Below are 17,050 nucleotides of genomic sequence, written 5' to 3'. Positions count from 1 at the left end.
AAGCGACCCGGAATCTAGAGGTTACTTCACTCGATCGAGATTCTCCGATGTGCTATTGCACATCGTAGTTCGATGCTCCGCATCGCCCCGGAATGACGGCAAGAAAAACGAAAGGTGCAATCAATGCCCCAGACCATTCACCGCGGGATCAAATCCCTGATCGACGAAGCCAATGCCGCGATCGAGACCGTCAGCGCGGCGGATGCCATCAAGGCCGCGCAGGACCCGGGCGTCGTCATCGTCGATATCCGCGACCCCCGCGAGATCGAACGCGAGGGCAAGATCCCCGGCGCCTTCTCCTGCACGCGCGGCATGCTTGAATTCTGGATCGATCCGCAAAGCCCCTATGCCAAGCCGATCTTCCAAGAAGACAAGAAGTTCATCTTCCACTGCGCCGGCGGACTTCGCTCGGCGCTCGCGGCCAAGACCGCGCAGGACATGGGCCTGAAGCCGGTCGCCCATATGGGCGGCGGTTTCGCCGCCTGGCGCGACGCCGGCGGCCCGGTCGAGAAGTGGGAGCCGAAGAAGAAGGGGTGAATACCCCAACCACAGTCATTCCGGGGCGATGCGCAGCATCGAACTATGATGTACAATTGTACATCAAAGAATCTCGAGATTCCCCGATGCGCAATTGCGCATCTGAGGTCTGGTCCTTCGGACCATCCCGGAATGACCGCAAGGAATTTGCACTGATGCCCACCACCACCGACCCGCTCGTCTCCACCGAATGGCTCGCCGCGCACCTGAATGATCCCGACGTCAAGGTGATCGACGCCTCGTTCAAGATGCCGGGCGTGCTGCCGCTGCCGAAAGACGATTATCTCGCCGCGCATATCCCGGGCGCGGTGTTCTTCGACGTCGACGCGGTGTCCGATCATTCCAACCCGCTGCCGCACATGTTTCCTTCCGCTGAACAGTTCGGCCGCGACGTCGGCGGACTCGGGATCGGCAATGACGACACGGTTGTGCTCTACGATTCCGGCGGCTGGGTCGCCGCACCCCGGGTGTGGTGGATGTTCCTGTCGTTCGGCAAGGACGTGCGCATACTCAATGGCGGCCTGAAGAAGTGGGTCGCCGAGGGCCGCAAGGTCGAGAACGGTGAGGTGACGCCGAAGCCCGCGACCTTCAAGGCGACGTTCGACGCGCGGCGCACGCGCAGCATGCAGCAGCTCATCGCCAATCTCGCCAGCCGGGCCGAGCAGGTGATCGATGCGCGCGCCAACGAGCGCTATCAGGGAAAGGTGGCCGAGCCGCGGGCGGGCCTTCGCTCCGGGCATATCCCGGGCAGTCTCAGCCTGCCCTACAACCACCTGTTCGATGCCGCGACCGGCACGATGAAATCGCTGGACGAATTGCGCGCGGCGTTCTCGGGCGCCGGCGTGAAGCTCGACGCACCGATCGTGACCAGTTGCGGCTCCGGTGTCAGCGCCGCCGTGCTGACGCTGGCGCTCTATCGCCTCGGCGTCGAGAACCCGGCGCTCTATGACGGCTCATGGACGGAGTGGGGCGCGGCGGATGGTCCGCCGGTCGCGACCGGTCCGGCCTGACCAACCCAGAAGCTACCTTGTCGCGCGCGTCACCGGGAGCGGCGGGAAGAACGGATTGGGTTGTTGCTGCTGCAGGGTCAGCGTTGCCTCACGCGCGATGCGCGCGCGGCGTGCTGCAGCAATCCGCCGCCGTTCCCGGGCCCGCTCTGCGGCTCTCTTCTGGCCGGCGCTGCGGTCCGGCTTCGCTTCCGTGGTCGATGTCTTTTCATCGATGAGGACGGCGGGACCGCCGAGCGTCGCGATCAGGGTCCTGGCGATACTGCCTTCGAACGACGGGATATTCGCTGCCGGCTCCGGCGAAGTTGCAGGCGGAGTGGCCGCGGCAGGTTCCGGTGTTGCGGCGATGGCGGCGATCTTCACTTCCGCATTGGCCACGGGCGCCTCGGTTCCGGCCGCCGCAGGGGCCGGAGCTGCCGATGCCTCCGCGCTTGCCTCCTGCGCCTGGTCTTCCGGCTTTGCCGCTTCAACCTGCATCGGCTCAGCCGGACTCACGGCTGCCAGTTTCTCGGGCTCCGCCGGACTGGCGTCGAGGGCCTGTCCGGCCGGCGCCGGGACGTCCGGGGCTGCTGCCGGAACTGCGGCGGGGACATTCTCCGCCGGCTTCTCCGCGACTGGCGGATCGACCCGCAGCAGCGCCAGCGTCGGCGGCGGGCCGTCATTCAGTCGGGCAAACATCGGCTCGGGCGTCGCCCGCCGCGAGGGAAGGTTGGCAAATTCCTCATGCGCGGAGCGCAACAGGGCGGCGGCGCCAAGCCCAAAAACCAGGACCGACATCGATAGGACGATGGCGGTGAACAGGAAACGAAAGCCGGGAAGCATGGACTCGAGTTCCACCCTCCTTGATCGCTGGAGGGTTATTGATTGCCAGGGGAACGCGGTGACCACTGTGTGGCCTGATTCGTGATGCGCGCGTGCGTGCGCGCGAATCAGGCCGATTTGAGAGTATCTCAGTGCCCGGTGGCTTTTTGTTGCAAAATCTTCAGTCTGAAGTCGCTGACCATCCACAATGGCGATTTCCGGCGCGCTGAGGCATCTGTGCCGCAGCCGGGCGGCGATCACAAATGACTGGAACGGGCCGAATTTCGCGGACTTGTCTTGAATGTGCCGCTATCTTCCGTCATCTGCCGTTAACCGTCCGGTGGGGCTTGGGGTCTATAAAAAGGCGATGATGAATAACCGCATTCTGACGATTTGTGCCGCCATGGCCGCTGGCTTGGCGGGTACTTCGCTCGCCCATGCGCAGCAGGGCTATCCCGCCCAAGGTCAGGTCTATTCGACGGCTCCGGGACCGTATGTTCCCGGTGGCTATGCGACTGATGAACGCCGCCGCCCCGGCGAACCCGATTTCGACGCACTTGATGATGACGACGCGCCGGACGGTCAGAACGCGGCCGCGTTGCCGCCGCCCGGCCCGGTGCTGTCACCCAGCGATCCGCGCTATGGCCGTCCGGCCGCCGCCCCGGTCTATTCGGACCGCGGCGCGCCTGTTTATTCTGACCGCGGCGCCCCGACGCCGACTGGCCCGATCCTTTCGCCCGACGATCCGCGTTACGGCCGCCCGGCCGGTCCGCCGCCGGTGATTTATGCGGACCGCCCGCCCGGTCAGCAGCAGCCGGCCTATTCGGATCGCGGCGACAGCCGCATTCCCGGCGCCGGCATCGTCTATCCGAACGACGACCGTGCTGGCCTGCGCCCGCCGGGATCGGTCGGCGGCGCACCGGCGCCCGGCGCTACCGGCGCGCTCCCGCAACCGCAGCAGCCTTCGGTTGGCGCCGACGGCAGGCCGGTGCAGCTCGCTGCGCTGCCGCCGGAAGAGCAGCCGGAAGTGGGCCCTGCGCAGCTTCCGGCGCACCTGCGCCGTCAGGAAGTGGCCTTTGCGACCAAGGAGCCCGCGGGCACCATAGTCGTCGATACCTCGAACACCCACCTCTATTACGTGCTTGGTGGCGGCCGCGCGATCCGCTACGGCGTCCGCGTCGGGCGCGACGGTTTTACCTGGAACGGCGTGCAGAAGATCAGCCGCAAGGCCGAGTGGCCGGATTGGCATCCGCCGACCGAGATGATCGAGCGTCAGCCCTATCTGCCGCGCTTCATGGCCGGCGGCCCCGGCAATCCGCTCGGCGCGCGGGCGATGTATCTCGGTTCGACCATTTACCGCATCCACGGCACCAACCAGCCCTCGACGATCGGCAAGTTCGTCTCCTCGGGCTGCATCGGCATGCTGAACGAGGACGTCTCGGATCTGTTCGAGCGCGCCAAGGTCGGCACCCGCGTGGTGGTGATGCCAGGAGGGGCGCCGCCCGCCAACACCGCGAGCGCGTCGGCCGCCCCGTCGCCGTCCGCTGGCCCGGCTGCCGCAGCAGCCCCGGGACCGGCTTCTCAGGCCCAACTGGCGCCTGTTCCCGGCGCGCAGCAGCCGACGACGGTGGTGCCACCGCTGCCCGCGCCGGTCACGATTCGCTGATCGGGCGGTCGTCGAACAAGCATCTGAGGCGCGCCGAGAGCGCGCCTTTTTTGTTGGGGTACGAGGTGCAATCGGCCCCGGCTGATCTGAGTTCCGGCTCGCACAGATTTACACCGCCGCCACATTCGCACGCTTGATTTCACATTCGCTCCGACTACCTGCCGCTCGGTCGCAACGAATATGAGGATCACGCCATGCGAATTCTTGTTGCGGGCGCCACCGGCGCTGTCGGCCTTCAGCTCGTTCCGCAGCTCATTGCAGCCGGTCATTCCGTCGTCGGCACAACGCGAACGCCGGCGAAGGCCGTGATCATCAAACGGATGGGCGCGGAACCTGCGATCGCCAATGGGCTCGACGCGCCGGCCATTCTCGACACCGTGATCGCGGCGAGGCCCGACATCATCATCGACCAGATGACCGATCTGGCTGATGTCACGGACATCCGGCATTTCGATCGTGCCTTCGCCACCACCAACCGGTTGCGCACGGAAGGCACCGATTTCCTGTTGGCGGCCGCCCGCGAAGCCGGGGTGAAACGTTTCATCGCCCAGAGCTTCTGCGGCTGGACCTACGGCCGCGGCGGCGAACAGGTCAAGACGGAGGCCGATGCGCTGGATCCCGATCCGCCGGAGGAGCTGCACCGCACCCTGCAAGCGATCCGGCATCTGGAGGACGCCGTCACCGGCTCGGCGAACCCTGAGGGGATTGTCCTGCGATATGGATCATTCTACGGCCCGGACACCGGGATGCTCTCGCGCGCGATGATCGACCAGTTGCGCCGCCGGCGCGTGCCGCTGATCGGCGGCGGTGGCGGACAGTGGTCGTTCATCCACGTCGATGATGCGGCCGCCGCTACCGTTGCCGCCGTCGAGCGCGGCGAGCCCGGCAACATCTACAACATCGTCGACGATGAGCCGGCTGAAGTCAGCGAATGGCTGCCCGCCCTTGCCACCCTGGTCGGAGCCAGGCCGCCGATACGCGTGCCGGCCTGGCTTGGCCGGTTGTTCGCCGGCGAGCACCTGGTTTCGATGATGACCGAGGTGCGAGGAGGCTCCAACGCCAAGGCCAGGCGGGAGCTGGGCTGGCGGCCGGCGCATCCGTCGTGGCGCCAGGGATTTGCGGAGGTCGCGAGCCGGGCCACCACGCAACATGCGGCCTGAGCGCGGCAATAGCGTTTTCGAGCGAAGTGGACGCCGGTTCGCGTCAAGAAAACGCGTCAAAACAAGAAGCTAGAGCTCGGTTCTGATGCAATCAGAACCGAAAGGCTCTACGCCAGCCGCTGCTTCGGCTCGCCCTTGAACCAGGCGTCGATGCCCTCGACCATCTGCTGATAGTGGTTTCGAAAACTGTCCCCGGTGACGTAGCCGAGATGCGGCGTCAGCACCATGTTGTCGAGCTTGCGGAACGGATGGTCGACCGGCAGCGGCTCGACCGAGAACACGTCGACGCCGGCGCCCGCGATCTTCCTTTGCGTCAGCGCCTCCAGCAGCGCGCCTTCGTCGACGATCGGTCCGCGCGCGGTGTTGACGAGGTAGGCGGTCGGCTTCATCCGCGCGAGGTCGTCACGCCCGACCAGCCCGCGCGAGCGCTGGCTCAGCACCACATGGATGGTGACGATGTCGGCGGTCGAGAACAGCTCTTCCTTGCTGGCGTAGGTCACGCCGGCTTCCTGGCACTTCTCCGGTGTCAGGTTCGGACTCCAGGCGATCACGTTCATGCCGAAGGCCTGCGCCAGTTTCGACACCTTGGTGCCGAGCTTGCCGAGGCCGATCACCCCGAGCGTCCGGCCCTCGATCTCCATGCCGACGAATTTCTGCAAGGGCTCGCCGGCATGCATGCGGGCGTTTTCGCGGCCGATATTGCGCGTCAGTTCCAGGATCAGGCCCATGGTCAGCGGCGCGGTCGGGTCACGGCCCCATTGCGTGCCGCATAGCATCACGTTGTGGTCCTTGGCGGCTTCCATATCGATGGCGGCATTACGCATGCCGGAGGTGATCAGGAGTTTCAGGTTGGGCAGCGCGGCAAACATGGTGCGCGGAAACGGCGTGCGTTCGCGCATCGCGCAGACGATCTCGAAATCCCTAAGTGCACTGGCCGCGACTTCGGCGGTCGCAAACGGCTGGTTGAACACCGTGACGTCGACGCGGTCGGATACTTTGGACCAGTCGGCGACCGAGAGCGCCACATTGAGATAGTCGTCGAGGATTGCACAGCGCAGCCGCGTCATGGGAGGTCCGTTGGTGGCGAGGATGACGGCCGGAAGCGGCCGTCGGGGAAGTCGCCATGGTTGCGCGCAATCAGAGATGGCGCAAGCGGACTTAAATGCGGGGCTGCCTCAAATAACCGGATAGCTCAGTTCGAACGGCCGGGATGCTTGGCGCGCCAGGCCGGGCCCGGGCCGCGCATATAGTGCAGTTCCGGCCGGTAGGGATCGAACGCTTTGGCGATGAACTGGCGCAAGAAGGCGCGGAGTTCTGCGAAGGGTTTTTCCAGTCCGTCGCGGCTGTTCGCCGGGGCGTGCAGGGATGCCGAGCTGATCGTAGCCATGACGCGGGCCCTTTTTCAGTCGCGGCGGCTGGCCGCGTAAACGCCTTATTCGGCGCCTGAAAACGAGTTTTCGCCTGATTTATTAAAAGATAGTTTCAATTGTCGGGATCTCGGCCCACATGGTGTCCAACCCGTATTCATCCGTGGTGAACGGATGGAAAACGGGTTCCCGCGGTTGCCCTTTCGGGGCCACGCCGCTACATCAGCGGCAGCAAATTTCCGCAAAATCCAACGATTCTAAGGGCTCTCGATGGCGCGCCAGTTCGTCTATTTCATGCAAGGTCTGACCAAGAGCTACCCGACCCGGAAGGTGCTCGATAACGTCCATCTGTCGTTCTACCCCGACGCCAAGATCGGCGTGCTCGGCGTCAACGGCTCCGGCAAGTCGACGCTGCTCAAGATCATGGCCGGCCTCGACAAGGAGTATAATGGCGAGGCCTGGGTCGCCGAGGGCGCCCGCGTCGGCTATCTCGAGCAGGAGCCGCATCTCGATCCTTCCAAGTCGGTTCGCGAGAACGTCATGGAGGGCGTCGCCAAGAAGAAGGCGATCCTCGATCGCTACAACGAACTGGCGATGAACTATTCGGATGAGACCGCCGACGAGATGACCAAGCTGCAGGATGAGATCGAGGCCGCGGGCCTCTGGGATCTCGACAGCAAGGTCGACCAGGCGATGGACGCGCTGCGCTGCCCGCCCGACGATGCCGATGTGACCAAGCTTTCGGGCGGCGAGCGCCGTCGCGTCGCGCTCTGCAAGCTGCTGCTCGACCAGCCGGAGCTGTTGCTGCTGGATGAGCCGACCAACCATCTCGACGCCGAATCCGTGTCGTGGCTGGAAGGCCATTTGCGCAACTATCCCGGCGCGATCCTGATCGTGACCCACGACCGCTACTTCCTCGACAATGTCACGGGGTGGATCCTCGAACTCGATCGCGGCAAGGGCATTCCCTACGAGGGCAATTACTCGTCCTGGCTGGTGCAGAAGCAGAAGCGCCTCGAGCAGGAAGGCCGCGAGGATGCCGCGCACCAGAAGACGCTCGCCCGCGAGCAGGAGTGGATCGCGTCCTCGCCGAAAGCGCGCCAGGCCAAGTCCAAGGCGCGCTATCAGCGCTATGAAGATTTGTTGAAGCAGGCGAGCGAGAAGCAGACCACGACCGCGCAGATCACGATTCCCGTCGCCGAGCGCCTGGGCCAGAACGTCGTCGACTTCGAAGGGCTCTACAAGAGCTTCGGCGATCGCGTGCTGATCGAGAATCTCACTTTCAAGCTGCCGCCGGGCGGCATCGTCGGCGTGATCGGCCCGAACGGCGCCGGCAAGACCACGCTGTTCCGGATGATCACCGGGCAGGAGAAGCCGGACCAGGGCACCATCACGGTCGGCGAGAGCGTGCACCTCGGTTACGTCGATCAGTCGCGCGATAATCTCGACGGCAAGAAGAACGTTTGGGAAGAGATTTCCGGCGGCAACGAATTGATCCTGCTCGGCAAGCGCGAGGTGAACTCGCGCGGCTATTGCTCCTCGTTCAACTTCAAGGGCGCCGACCAGCAGAAGAAGGTGGGCGCGTTGTCAGGCGGCGAGCGCAACCGCGTGCATCTGGCCAAGATGCTCAAATCCGGCGCCAACGTGCTGCTGCTCGACGAACCGACCAACGACCTCGACGTCGACACCCTGCGCGCGCTGGAAGAGGCGCTGGAGGACTTTGCCGGCTGCGCCGTCATCATCAGCCATGACCGCTGGTTCCTCGACCGTATCGCGACGCACATCCTGTCCTTTGAAGGCGACAGCCATGTCGAATGGTTCGAGGGCAACTTCCAGGACTATGAGAAAGACAAGATGCGCCGGCTCGGCCAGGACAGCATCATCCCGCACCGCGTGAAGTATAAGAAGCTGACGCGGTGATTTCAGGCATTGGCCGATGCGCTTGGGCTGCGGCGGCGTAACAAGTGTCGTCCCTGCGAACGCAGGGACCCATACCGCGTGATCTATCGATATGGCAGCAATTGCTAATGCCTTCTAACGCATCTGCGTTCGGTGGCTATGGGTCCCTGCGTTCGCAGGGACGACCTGCTGATAGACTGCCTGCACTTAGCCTATCCTGCTTCTCGCTGAACGTAGCTGTGAACGGATGGGCCGGGTAGACGCCGATCGTTGCTCTCACCGTGCTGACAGCGCATGCTTCTCGATCGCGACATCAGGCTTGGGCAAACTTTTCGCGCTGGGGCGTGCAAGACCGCTATTTTGCCTTGAAGCTCGGAATAACCTGACCATCCTGTAACATGCGCTGCGGCCAGTTGTCGCTTCACAGCGCGGTCAGATTGCGTAGATATAGACCTCCTTCCGCAATTCGAATCCTCCGCAAGCGAGCCCTCCTGAATGTCCCTTACTCCCGAAACACCCTTGCCGCCCAAAGCTCAGAGGAAGGCATTGCGTCCGGTCCCGCTGCTGATCTTCAGCTCCCGCTGGCTGCAACTGCCGCTCTATCTTGGCCTGATCGTCGCGCAGGGCGTCTATGTGGTGCTGTTTCTGAAGGAGTTGTGGCACTTGTTCGCCCACGCCTTCGATTTCAGCGAGCAGCAGATCATGCTGGCGGTGCTGGGCCTGATCGATGTGGTGATGATTTCCAACCTGCTGGTGATGGTGATCGTTGGCGGCTACGAGACCTTCGTCTCCCGTCTCAATCTGGAAGGACATCCCGACCAGCCGGAATGGCTCAGCCACGTCAACGCCAGCGTGCTCAAGATCAAGCTCGCGATGGCCATCATCGGCATCTCGTCGATCCATCTGTTGCGTACCTTCATCGAGGCCGGTGGATTGGCCTCGGGCAAGAGCGGCTACACCGAAACCGGGGTGATGTGGCAGACCATCATCCACACGGTTTTCATTCTGTCGGCGATCGGCATTGCCTATGTCGACAGATTGTCGAATGTTTCCACCGAGCATGCCAAACAGGCCGTCTCGCATTGATGGGTGACGTGTCGATCGACAGGATTCCGGTTTGCGACAGAGGTTGATAGCCGCGGTTCTGATACTGGCAGCGATGACGCCAGGCGCGATGCGTCCGGCCCGCGCCGCCGACGCCGATTTTACCCAGTTCATTGCCTCGCTGTGGCCGGAGGCGCAGGCGGCCGGCGTGTCGCGCGCGACGTTCGATGCCGAGACGCGCGGGCTCGAGCCCGATTACAAATTGCCCGATCTTTTGCTGCCTGGCCGGCCCGCCACCGGCGCACCGTCGCAGGCCGAGTTCGTGCAGGTGCCGGCCGATTACGTGAAGGAAGCTTCCATCGCGCGGCTCGCAGCCGAAGGGCAGAAGCTGATGCAGAAGCATCGCGCGGCGCTCACCGAGATCGAAAAGCGTTTCGGCGTTCCTTCAAGCATCGTGCTCGCGATCTGGGGCCGCGAGACGGACTATGGCCGCTACCGTCTGCCTTACGACACGCTGCGCGTCGTCGCCACGCAGGCCTATGTCGGGCGACGCAAGGATCAATACCGGAGTGAATTCATCCTGGCGCTGAAGCTTCTCGGCGAGGGCGCAGTGGCGCGCAAAGACTTCCGCTCGTCCTGGGCCGGCGCCACCGGGTACACCCAGTTCCTGCCGTCGGAATACTACAAGCACGGCGTCGATCTCGACGGCGACGGCCGGGTCGACATCTGGCATTCGGTGCCGGACGCGCTGGCCGCAGCCGCGCAGCAGCTCGTCAACAAGGGCTGGCAGCCGGGCGTTCGCTGGGCCTATGAGGTGAAGGCGCCCGCCAATGTCGATTGCACCATGGGCGTGCCCGAGGTGACGAAGCCGATCGCCGAATGGCTGCGTGCGGGTTTTGTGCCGGTGCGCGGACAAAAGCTGAGCGCGGCGGAGCAGGCGCAGCCGGCCTCGCTGTTGCAGGTGGAGGGCATCTACGGCCCGGCATTCCTGACCACGAAGAACTACTTCGTCATCAAGGAATATAATTTCTCCGACTTGTATGTGCTGTTCGTCGGCCATCTCGCCGACCGCATGACGAGCCCGCAGCCGTTCGCCACACCATGGTCCGCCTCGACGCAGTTGCGCTCCGCCGATGTCGAGGCGATGCAGCGTCATCTGACGCGCATCGGCCTCTACAAGGACAAGCTCGACGGCAAGGCGGGCATGCAGACCCGTGCGGCGCTCGGCGCGTATCAGAAGTCCGCCGGCCTCAAGGTCGATTGCTGGCCGAGCGAAGCGGTGCTGCGCTCTATGAGTGCCGGGCGCTAGGGCGTATCATTCACGAATAAGGGCGACCGAATTCGAGGTGCCGATGACCGCTGGCAGTGCGCTTCTCGTCGATTTCTATCAGCAACTCCGGCGGTCGTGGTCGATCGAGACCAGCAGCCGCTGGCAGCCGGACAATCCGGCATGCGGACAGTGCGGCGTGACAGCGCTCGTCGTGCATGACAAGCTCGGTGGCGAAATCCTGAAAACCGATGTCAACGGCGCCTGCCATTTCTACAACCGGATTGACGGAAGGCGCGTAGACTTCACGATGAGTCAATTCGACAGCCCCATTGGTTACGACGATATCCCGAGCAACCGGGACGAGGCGCTGGGCGATTGTTCGCAGCAGCAATACGAGTTGCTGAAGAGCAGGGTGACGGGCGTCGTTTGACGCCACGGCAAAGAAAAAGCCCGGCCGAGATATCGGCCGGGCTTTCGATCAAGACGCGCGGCTTGCGCGCCAAGCGATCAGATCAGTTGCAGACCTCGACGCGGCGATAGCGCCAGTCATAGCCGTCCCAGAAGCGCTCGCGAACCATCCGGCACGCCGGGTAGGGCGCTTCTTCCACGTATACCGGACCACCGTAGGCCGGGCGGCTGGAGGCGATCGCGCCACCGATGATCGCGCCGCCGAGCAAGCCGGCCGCCACGCCAGCGGCAACGCCGCGCTGTGCGCTTGCGGGTGTCGAGGCTAGCGAACCGGCAATCGTTGCGACCGCGACCAAGGCAGCAAATGTCTTCTTCATGTCCTGGGCTCTCCTGGGGTGGCGCCATCGAGCGCCGGGTTTAGGGATGACTCACACGCCGTTTTCGAACTGCCGCTTCGCTAAAAAAGCGCACATGGGTCAATCGAAAGTAAACGTGCCTGAAGCGTGACCGGAAAAAGCGGTCTTTTTCGGGCCGGAAACGGCATGCATCCCGGAAACCGGCGCCGTTCCGGGATGTGGCGCGCTAATTTAATGAAGATGAACGGGTGCTAATCGCAAACCCTGACGTTGCGGACCCGCCAGCCGTAACCATCCCAGAACCGCTGCCGCTGCCAGATGCAGGATTCGCCGTAGCCGGGATCGACGACATAGGCCGGGCCGCCGTAGCCGGGCCCGTAATAGCCCGGGCCGTAATAGTAGCCGTTCTGCGAAGCAATCGCGCCGCCGACGATGGCGCCACCGATCAATCCGGCGGCGACGCCCGCTGCAACGCCGCGCTGCGCCTGGGCGGGAGCGGGGATCGCTACGGCCGAAACGGTCAATGCGGCGGCGGCGCCGAGCGCCATCAATGTCTTCTTCATGGCCTCACCTTTCTCGTGGGGAGCAAGGACGTTTTGTCTCGGCAAAAGTTCCACATTTCGCTTGAATGATCAATGAACGGCCTGCGCGTCCGGGGCGACGAAAATGGGACGAACCGGCAAATCGCGGTGCGGAGATACCAAAGGTTCTTCATCAGCCCTGAACGCAGGACACAATGACGAGCGGAATGACGGCATTCATGGTGGCGGTCGGCGGGACGTCGCTGATCTGCTACTTGCTCATGAGTCGGGTGCAAAACCGCAAGAACCAGGCGCGAGAGCACGGCGGCGACGCTTCCGGCATAGGCTCGGGCGACAGTTCCGGCGGTGGCGGCTGGAACCTGCTTTCATGGTTCGGCAGCGACAATTCTTCGTCGGATAGTTCCACCTCGTCCAGCGATTCCAGCGGCGACAGTGGAGGAGGCGGTGGCGACGGCGGCGGCAGCGGCGGCAGTGGCAGTGGTGGCGATTGACGCCGAAAACCTGCCGGTAAATCAGTGCCAGTGTGACCTACCGCAACGACGCCTGTTTAGATTCATTCCAGTGTATCCCCGGCATCAGTTTGGAATTGCTTGAAAATGCGGCTTTTCCTTTTGCATCTCGTCGCGCTCTTAAATATCGATGAGGTCGCATCACACTAGGGTTCTTTCCGTTTCATGATCGTCTGTTCCTGCAATGTTTTGAGCGACCACGATGTCCGTAATGCCGTAAGTGCATCCTCGGACCTGCCGCGCAATCCGAAACAGATTTACGGTTGCCTCGGCTGCAGCGCCGAATGCGGCCGGTGCGCGCGCACGATCAAGGCCATCATCGACGAAGCCCTCGGCGCCTGCGCCAAGGAATGCTGCTCCGGTTGCCCGCACAGCCGCCACGCGGCCAATGACGAGCCCGCGCAGGATACTGCCCCGGCCTTCGCGCTCGCGGCCTGCTGAAAACCCCTCCGAATCCACTGATTTTCCGCCGTTCCCACCGCTTTTTTGGCGGAACGGTTGCTCTCGGCACTAAACTCATTTAGAAGCGTTCTAAATGCAGTGTCAGGCCGGGTTTGGCCTGGGAAAACCGGAGTGGACCATGCAGGGCGATCCCAAAGTCATCGATTATCTCAACAAGGGCCTGCGCAGCGAGCTCACCGCGATTAACCAATACTGGCTGCATTACCGGCTCCTGAACAATTGGGGTCTCTTGGAAATGGCCAAGGTCTGGCGCAAGGAATCCATCGAGGAGATGGAGCACGCCGACAAGTTCACCGACCGGATCCTGTTCCTCGACGGCTTCCCCAACATGCAGGTGCTCGATCCCTTGCGCATCGGCCAGAACGTTCAGGAGATCATCGAATGCGATCTTGCAACCGAGATGACCGCGCGCACGCTCTATCAGGAAGCCGCGACCTATTGCCATGGCGTCAAGGATTACGTCTCGCGCGATCTGTTCGAGAGCGTGATGAAGGATGAGGAACATCACATCGATTTCCTCGAAACCCAACTCGATTTGATCAAGCGCATCGGGCTTGATCTCTACACACAGAAGCATGTCGGCGGCTTGGAGAACGGGGACTGAGCTCCTCCTTACCCTCCCCTGGAGGGGGAGGGTCGGCTCGTATGGAGCGAAGCGAAATGCGAGACGGGGTGGGGTGATCTCTCCACTCGGGCACTGTTGGATGTGGAGAGACCGTCACCCCACCCCGCCGCTCATTTCATGAGCGTCGACCCTCCCCCTCCAGGGGAGGGTGATTCGATCTCGGCAATTTCTCTAAAGCTGCGTCTTGTAGTGCTCGTAAATCACGTCCTGGCTTTCGCGCTCGCCAAGACCTGTCTGGTCGTGGATCACTTCGCCGATGCTCGGCATCACCGATCGCTCGACCCGCTCACCTCCCCACAATTTCGAGCGCATCAGCGCCTTGCCGCAGTGGAAGTAAGCTTCCCTGACCTCGATGCGCAGCACCGCGCGCGGCGGTTTGCCGAACTCCACCATCGAGGCGATCAGCTCCGCCTCCGCGGACACTTTGCCCTTGCCGCCGACGCGCAGCGTCTCGTCGATCCCCGGCACGAAGAAGATCAGCTGCACGAAGCCACTTCCCTCGACGATGTTGCGAAAACTGTCGATGCGGTTGTTGCCCGAGCGATCCGGCATCAAGAGCAGGTTCGGTCCCGCGACATGGATGAAGCCGGGATTGCCGCCGCGCGGCGATGCATCGACGCTGCCGTCCGCGCCTGACGTGGCCAGCACGCAGAACGGCGACATGCCGATGAATTTTTTCGCATGGACGTCGATCTCCGGCCGCGCCTTTGCGATGACGCGCGGTGAGGGCGCGGGGTAGATCGTGGCGAGGTCGCTGGCGGAAAAATCGGTCACGGGCGGCTCCTCAGGCTTTCGGTGAGATTATCATCCCGCGTCGCGGGCGTCATCTTGAGAGAATCTAGACCGCGTCCGCCGGCACGAAGCAGCTGATGATGATGCTGCCGCGGTGATGCACGTACCACACCACGGCTTCGCCGATCGGGTTACCCTGGTCGCGAATGACCGCGCGCTCGGGCACCTGCATCCATTGGCCCTCGATCGGAACCCAATAGGCGCCACCGCGAACGTCGTAGCTGGTGCGATGTCCGTCCGACTCGTCGCAGCAGGGCACGCCGTTCGGCGCGATCACGCTCTTGAACCAGGCGCGGATATCAGGCGGCACATGGCCGAACTGGCCCCGGTCGACGGCGAGCGCTGTGCTGGCCAGCATCGGCAGAAAGGCGATCAAAACGAACTGCGCGAGTCTCCGCATCCGGTCCTCCGCTGTGTTGCCGTTGTCCTCGCGAGCATGCGACCCACGAATCGTATCGCGGACAATTCAACCGGACTCCGCTTGCGGACGCGCGCTCAAATAATATGCGATGGGGTCGTTCCCAAATTGATGCGGTGCGAAATCAGGACTTCTGGCTGGCCGTCCCGTACAGAGGCTTGATGCGAGCCACGGCTGGCTCAACAGTCGTATCGAACGGATTGCTGCCTTGAAATAAGGGCAGCATGAACGTGGAATCGATCTTGCGTGTGGATTCGTGGTGATTACCAGGCGCAGCAAGCTGCCAAACTACGGTCTCGCCGCCTGTGGTTGGTGGAAGGAGCCGCTCCACGGTCATCACCACGATTGGAAACGTATTGGGCACGAACCCGAAGATTGCGATAGGCCTGCTTTCACCCGTGGGATTGCTGTTTGCACTCCCCGTCCTGCTCTGGGCTTTCAGCTTTACCGAACGCTTCGGGCTGGAGAAATGCAGCATCGGTTCGATTAGCGGTGATGAATACCAGAACATATTGACGCGAGCCGGCGCGCAACGCTGGACGGTATGGCCTGGTCTGTCCAATGGAGTATTTTGGCCGTCGGACGCGGGATTTCGGGGCCCGACGGCATCTTTCAACAGCAATGTAAATGATCAGCTTCTCTCACATGTCAGAGAGCTTGCTGGACCCGATGCGTCCATTAATCGCCAACTGGCTTCGGGCCATGCCGTTATGCGCAGCATGGGCGCTGAATACGTCCATACTCTAGAAGTGCCGGACATCGGTAGCGCCGCTTCGCACGTTTACTTCAAATACTTCTTGCCCCAGGTTCGGTTCGCACCTGCGTGTGTTCTTTGCCTGATATGGTGGTACGCGACCATTGACGTGATCTTTTCGCATGATCTCGCCACCGACCGATACGAATTGCAGGCAGTAAACGTTCTGCACGCCGGGCTGAAAGGTAGTCCCGACAAAAATCTCGCGCGCAACGTCCCATGGGGTAGCTGCCCCCAGTTTCGGAGATGACGGACGATTGGATCGCGTGCTCGCTTCAATGCGCGTGCCGGTTCACATCGCACGCTGCGGCGCGGTCTGCAGCAGCTCCTCCACCTGCTTCTTGTAGAATTTCGCATTGCCCGTCGTGAGATGGCCGCGCGTTTCGCTCGAGGCAGGGATCAGGAACAAGCGGCCGTTCTTGATGCGCTTCAGCGCGGCATCCGTCACGCCGGTTTCCGGCGGGTTGCGCTCGTCGTCGGCGGCATTGATCAAGAGCAGCGTGGCCTCGATCTTCTCCAGCGACGGCGCAGGATTGTAATCATGCGAGGCTTCCCACTGGTAGATGAAGTCGTTGGCATCGGCGGTGATGGCGGTGGCCAGCCGGTCGTCGACCATCTTGTCGGCCTTTGCCGCCGTCGGCGCCAGCGCCTGATAGGCCAGCGTGCCGCCGCCGGTCGCGATGCCATAGGCGTTGATGGCGTATTTCATCATGCGCGGCTGGGTGATGTAGTTGCCGCTGACGTAGTCGGGATCGTTCTTGATCGTCTCCAGCATCATCCGCCGCAGCATCCAGTTGCGCGCCGCCATCTCGGTCGGCTGCGACGCCATCGGCACCAGCGCGTCCATGAATTGCGGATATTTGCCGCCCCAGATCCAGGTGTGCATGCCGCCCATCGAATTTCCGATCACGAGCCGCAGATGTTTGACGCCGAGACCTTCCTTGACCAGGCGATACTGCGCGTCGACCATGTCCTCGTAATTGTATTTCGGAAATGCGGTCTTCATGCCGTCGGAGGGCTTTGACGATTTGCCGTGGCCGAGACCATCAGGAATGATGATGTAATATTTCGCGGCATCGAGCGGCTGGCCGGGACCGAACAATTCGCCGCCAAAACCCGGTGTCAGCATGCTGGCGGCCGAGCCGCCCGAGCCGTGCAGCACCAGCACCGGCTGTCCGGTCGGCTCGCCGATCGTGGTGTAGTGCAGCCGCAGCTCCGGCATCGTCTCGCCGGAGTGGAATTTGAAATCCTTGGCGATCCACTCGCCCTGTTTCGGCGCGGGATAGTCTGCGGCGAAAGCGGTGATGGAGGTCAGGGCCAGTGCGGCGGCCGACAAGGCGGCGTGCGAAAAATTCATGATGGTCTCCCCCAAGGCTTCCTGGTCCAAGGCTTACTGTGCCAAGGCTTGCTGTTCCAAGGCTGCGGCTGTCTTT

The 17,050-nt window shown here is 62.9% G+C and carries 20 protein-coding genes; 12 read left to right on the top strand and 8 right to left on the bottom strand.

All coding sequences use genetic code 11. From position 1 onward, the window contains the following. Nucleotides 1-123: 123 nt before the first annotated feature. Complete coding sequence (locus V1294_RS32535) at nucleotides 124-537, top strand: rhodanese-like domain-containing protein (RefSeq protein ID WP_247784199.1); 414 nt, start codon at nucleotides 124-126, stop codon at nucleotides 535-537. Between the two features lie 155 nt (nucleotides 538-692). After that, nucleotides 693-1,547: a 3-mercaptopyruvate sulfurtransferase gene (gene sseA / locus V1294_RS32530; protein ID WP_334502961.1), complete on the top strand. Its 855-nt coding sequence runs from the start codon at nucleotides 693-695 to the stop codon at nucleotides 1,545-1,547. 12 nt (nucleotides 1,548-1,559) lie between these two features. Here the strand turns inward: sseA and V1294_RS32525 are convergent, their stop codons facing one another. Continuing rightward, nucleotides 1,560-2,366: a hypothetical protein gene (locus V1294_RS32525; protein ID WP_334502959.1), complete on the bottom strand. Its 807-nt coding sequence runs from the start codon at nucleotides 2,364-2,366 to the stop codon at nucleotides 1,560-1,562. A 346-nt stretch (nucleotides 2,367-2,712) separates the two neighbouring features. Between V1294_RS32525 and V1294_RS32520 the strand changes: the two genes are divergently transcribed. Both V1294_RS32520 and V1294_RS32515 read left to right on the top strand, forming a co-directional pair. Beyond that, a complete protein-coding gene (locus V1294_RS32520; RefSeq protein WP_334502957.1) occupies nucleotides 2,713-4,011 on the top strand; it encodes a L,D-transpeptidase in 1,299 nt (432 codons plus the stop codon). Nucleotides 4,012-4,205: 194 nt separating this feature from the next. Next, complete coding sequence (locus tag V1294_RS32515) at nucleotides 4,206-5,171, top strand: NAD-dependent epimerase/dehydratase family protein (RefSeq protein ID WP_334502955.1); 966 nt, start codon at nucleotides 4,206-4,208, stop codon at nucleotides 5,169-5,171. Nucleotides 5,172-5,278: 107 nt separating this feature from the next. Here V1294_RS32515 and V1294_RS32510 read toward each other — a convergent pair whose 3' ends face one another. Together V1294_RS32510 and V1294_RS32505 are read right to left on the bottom strand one after the other, a co-directional pair. Continuing rightward, nucleotides 5,279-6,238: a D-2-hydroxyacid dehydrogenase family protein gene (locus V1294_RS32510; protein WP_334502953.1), complete on the bottom strand. Its 960-nt coding sequence runs from the start codon at nucleotides 6,236-6,238 to the stop codon at nucleotides 5,279-5,281. Nucleotides 6,239-6,363: 125 nt separating this feature from the next. Further along, nucleotides 6,364-6,558 (bottom strand): hypothetical protein, encoded by a 195-nt coding sequence (locus V1294_RS32505; RefSeq protein ID WP_190241936.1) that lies wholly within the window; start codon nucleotides 6,556-6,558, stop codon nucleotides 6,364-6,366. 250 nt (nucleotides 6,559-6,808) lie between these two features. Here V1294_RS32505 and ettA point away from each other — a divergent pair, with 250 nt between their 5' ends. The 4 genes from ettA to V1294_RS32485 all read left to right on the top strand — a co-directional run bounded on the left by ettA (nucleotide 6,809) and on the right by V1294_RS32485 (nucleotide 11,181). Beyond that, on the top strand, nucleotides 6,809-8,458 hold the full coding sequence (gene ettA / locus V1294_RS32500; protein ID WP_334502951.1) for an energy-dependent translational throttle protein EttA: 1,650 nt from the start codon (nucleotides 6,809-6,811) through the stop codon (nucleotides 8,456-8,458). 474 nt (nucleotides 8,459-8,932) lie between these two features. Next, complete coding sequence (locus V1294_RS32495) at nucleotides 8,933-9,523, top strand: TIGR00645 family protein (RefSeq protein ID WP_334441771.1); 591 nt, start codon at nucleotides 8,933-8,935, stop codon at nucleotides 9,521-9,523. Nucleotides 9,524-9,596: 73 nt separating this feature from the next. Continuing rightward, a complete protein-coding gene (locus tag V1294_RS32490) occupies nucleotides 9,597-10,790 on the top strand; it encodes a lytic murein transglycosylase (protein ID WP_334489907.1) in 1,194 nt (397 codons plus the stop codon). Between the two features lie 43 nt (nucleotides 10,791-10,833). Next, nucleotides 10,834-11,181: a YunG family protein gene (locus V1294_RS32485; protein WP_334502948.1), complete on the top strand. Its 348-nt coding sequence runs from the start codon at nucleotides 10,834-10,836 to the stop codon at nucleotides 11,179-11,181. Nucleotides 11,182-11,263: 82 nt separating this feature from the next. Here the strand turns inward: V1294_RS32485 and V1294_RS32480 are convergent, their stop codons facing one another. Next, nucleotides 11,264-11,536: a hypothetical protein gene (locus V1294_RS32480; RefSeq protein ID WP_057853001.1), complete on the bottom strand. Its 273-nt coding sequence runs from the start codon at nucleotides 11,534-11,536 to the stop codon at nucleotides 11,264-11,266. Between the two features lie 230 nt (nucleotides 11,537-11,766). Next, complete coding sequence (locus V1294_RS32475; RefSeq protein ID WP_334484503.1) at nucleotides 11,767-12,078, bottom strand: hypothetical protein; 312 nt, start codon at nucleotides 12,076-12,078, stop codon at nucleotides 11,767-11,769. 173 nt (nucleotides 12,079-12,251) lie between these two features. On the opposite strand from V1294_RS32475, the gene V1294_RS32470 reads away from it, so the two are divergent. The 3 genes from V1294_RS32470 (at nucleotide 12,252) to bfr (ending at nucleotide 13,632) form a co-directional block, all read left to right on the top strand. Continuing rightward, nucleotides 12,252-12,548, top strand: coding sequence for a hypothetical protein (locus tag V1294_RS32470; protein WP_334502946.1), 297 nt, complete (start codon nucleotides 12,252-12,254; stop codon nucleotides 12,546-12,548). Nucleotides 12,549-12,731: 183 nt separating this feature from the next. Then, nucleotides 12,732-13,007: a (2Fe-2S)-binding protein gene (locus V1294_RS32465; RefSeq protein ID WP_334484497.1), complete on the top strand. Its 276-nt coding sequence runs from the start codon at nucleotides 12,732-12,734 to the stop codon at nucleotides 13,005-13,007. Between the two features lie 139 nt (nucleotides 13,008-13,146). Then, entirely contained in the window at nucleotides 13,147-13,632 is a 486-nt protein-coding gene (bfr, locus tag V1294_RS32460) for a bacterioferritin (RefSeq protein WP_334484493.1), read from the top strand. Between the two features lie 192 nt (nucleotides 13,633-13,824). On the opposite strand, the gene V1294_RS32455 is transcribed toward bfr, so the two are convergent. Together V1294_RS32455 and V1294_RS32450 are read right to left on the bottom strand one after the other, a co-directional pair. Continuing rightward, entirely contained in the window at nucleotides 13,825-14,427 is a 603-nt protein-coding gene (locus tag V1294_RS32455; RefSeq protein ID WP_334502944.1) for an MSMEG_1061 family FMN-dependent PPOX-type flavoprotein, read from the bottom strand. Nucleotides 14,428-14,491: 64 nt separating this feature from the next. Beyond that, complete coding sequence (locus V1294_RS32450) at nucleotides 14,492-14,845, bottom strand: hypothetical protein (RefSeq protein WP_108518874.1); 354 nt, start codon at nucleotides 14,843-14,845, stop codon at nucleotides 14,492-14,494. 374 nt (nucleotides 14,846-15,219) lie between these two features. Between V1294_RS32450 and V1294_RS32445 the strand changes: the two genes are divergently transcribed. Next, nucleotides 15,220-15,867 (top strand): hypothetical protein, encoded by a 648-nt coding sequence (locus V1294_RS32445; protein WP_334502942.1) that lies wholly within the window; start codon nucleotides 15,220-15,222, stop codon nucleotides 15,865-15,867. A 42-nt stretch (nucleotides 15,868-15,909) separates the two neighbouring features. On the opposite strand, the gene V1294_RS32440 is transcribed toward V1294_RS32445, so the two are convergent. Next, entirely contained in the window at nucleotides 15,910-16,974 is a 1,065-nt protein-coding gene (locus tag V1294_RS32440) for an alpha/beta fold hydrolase (RefSeq protein ID WP_334502940.1), read from the bottom strand. Nucleotides 16,975-17,050: the final 76 nt, after the last annotated feature.

This window comes from Bradyrhizobium sp. AZCC 1678, assembly GCF_036924765.1.
Classification (GTDB): Bacteria; Pseudomonadota; Alphaproteobacteria; order Rhizobiales; family Xanthobacteraceae; genus Bradyrhizobium; species Bradyrhizobium algeriense.
Note: the sequence above shows the minus strand (reverse complement) of the source record. Positions and strands in the feature narration are given on the sequence as shown.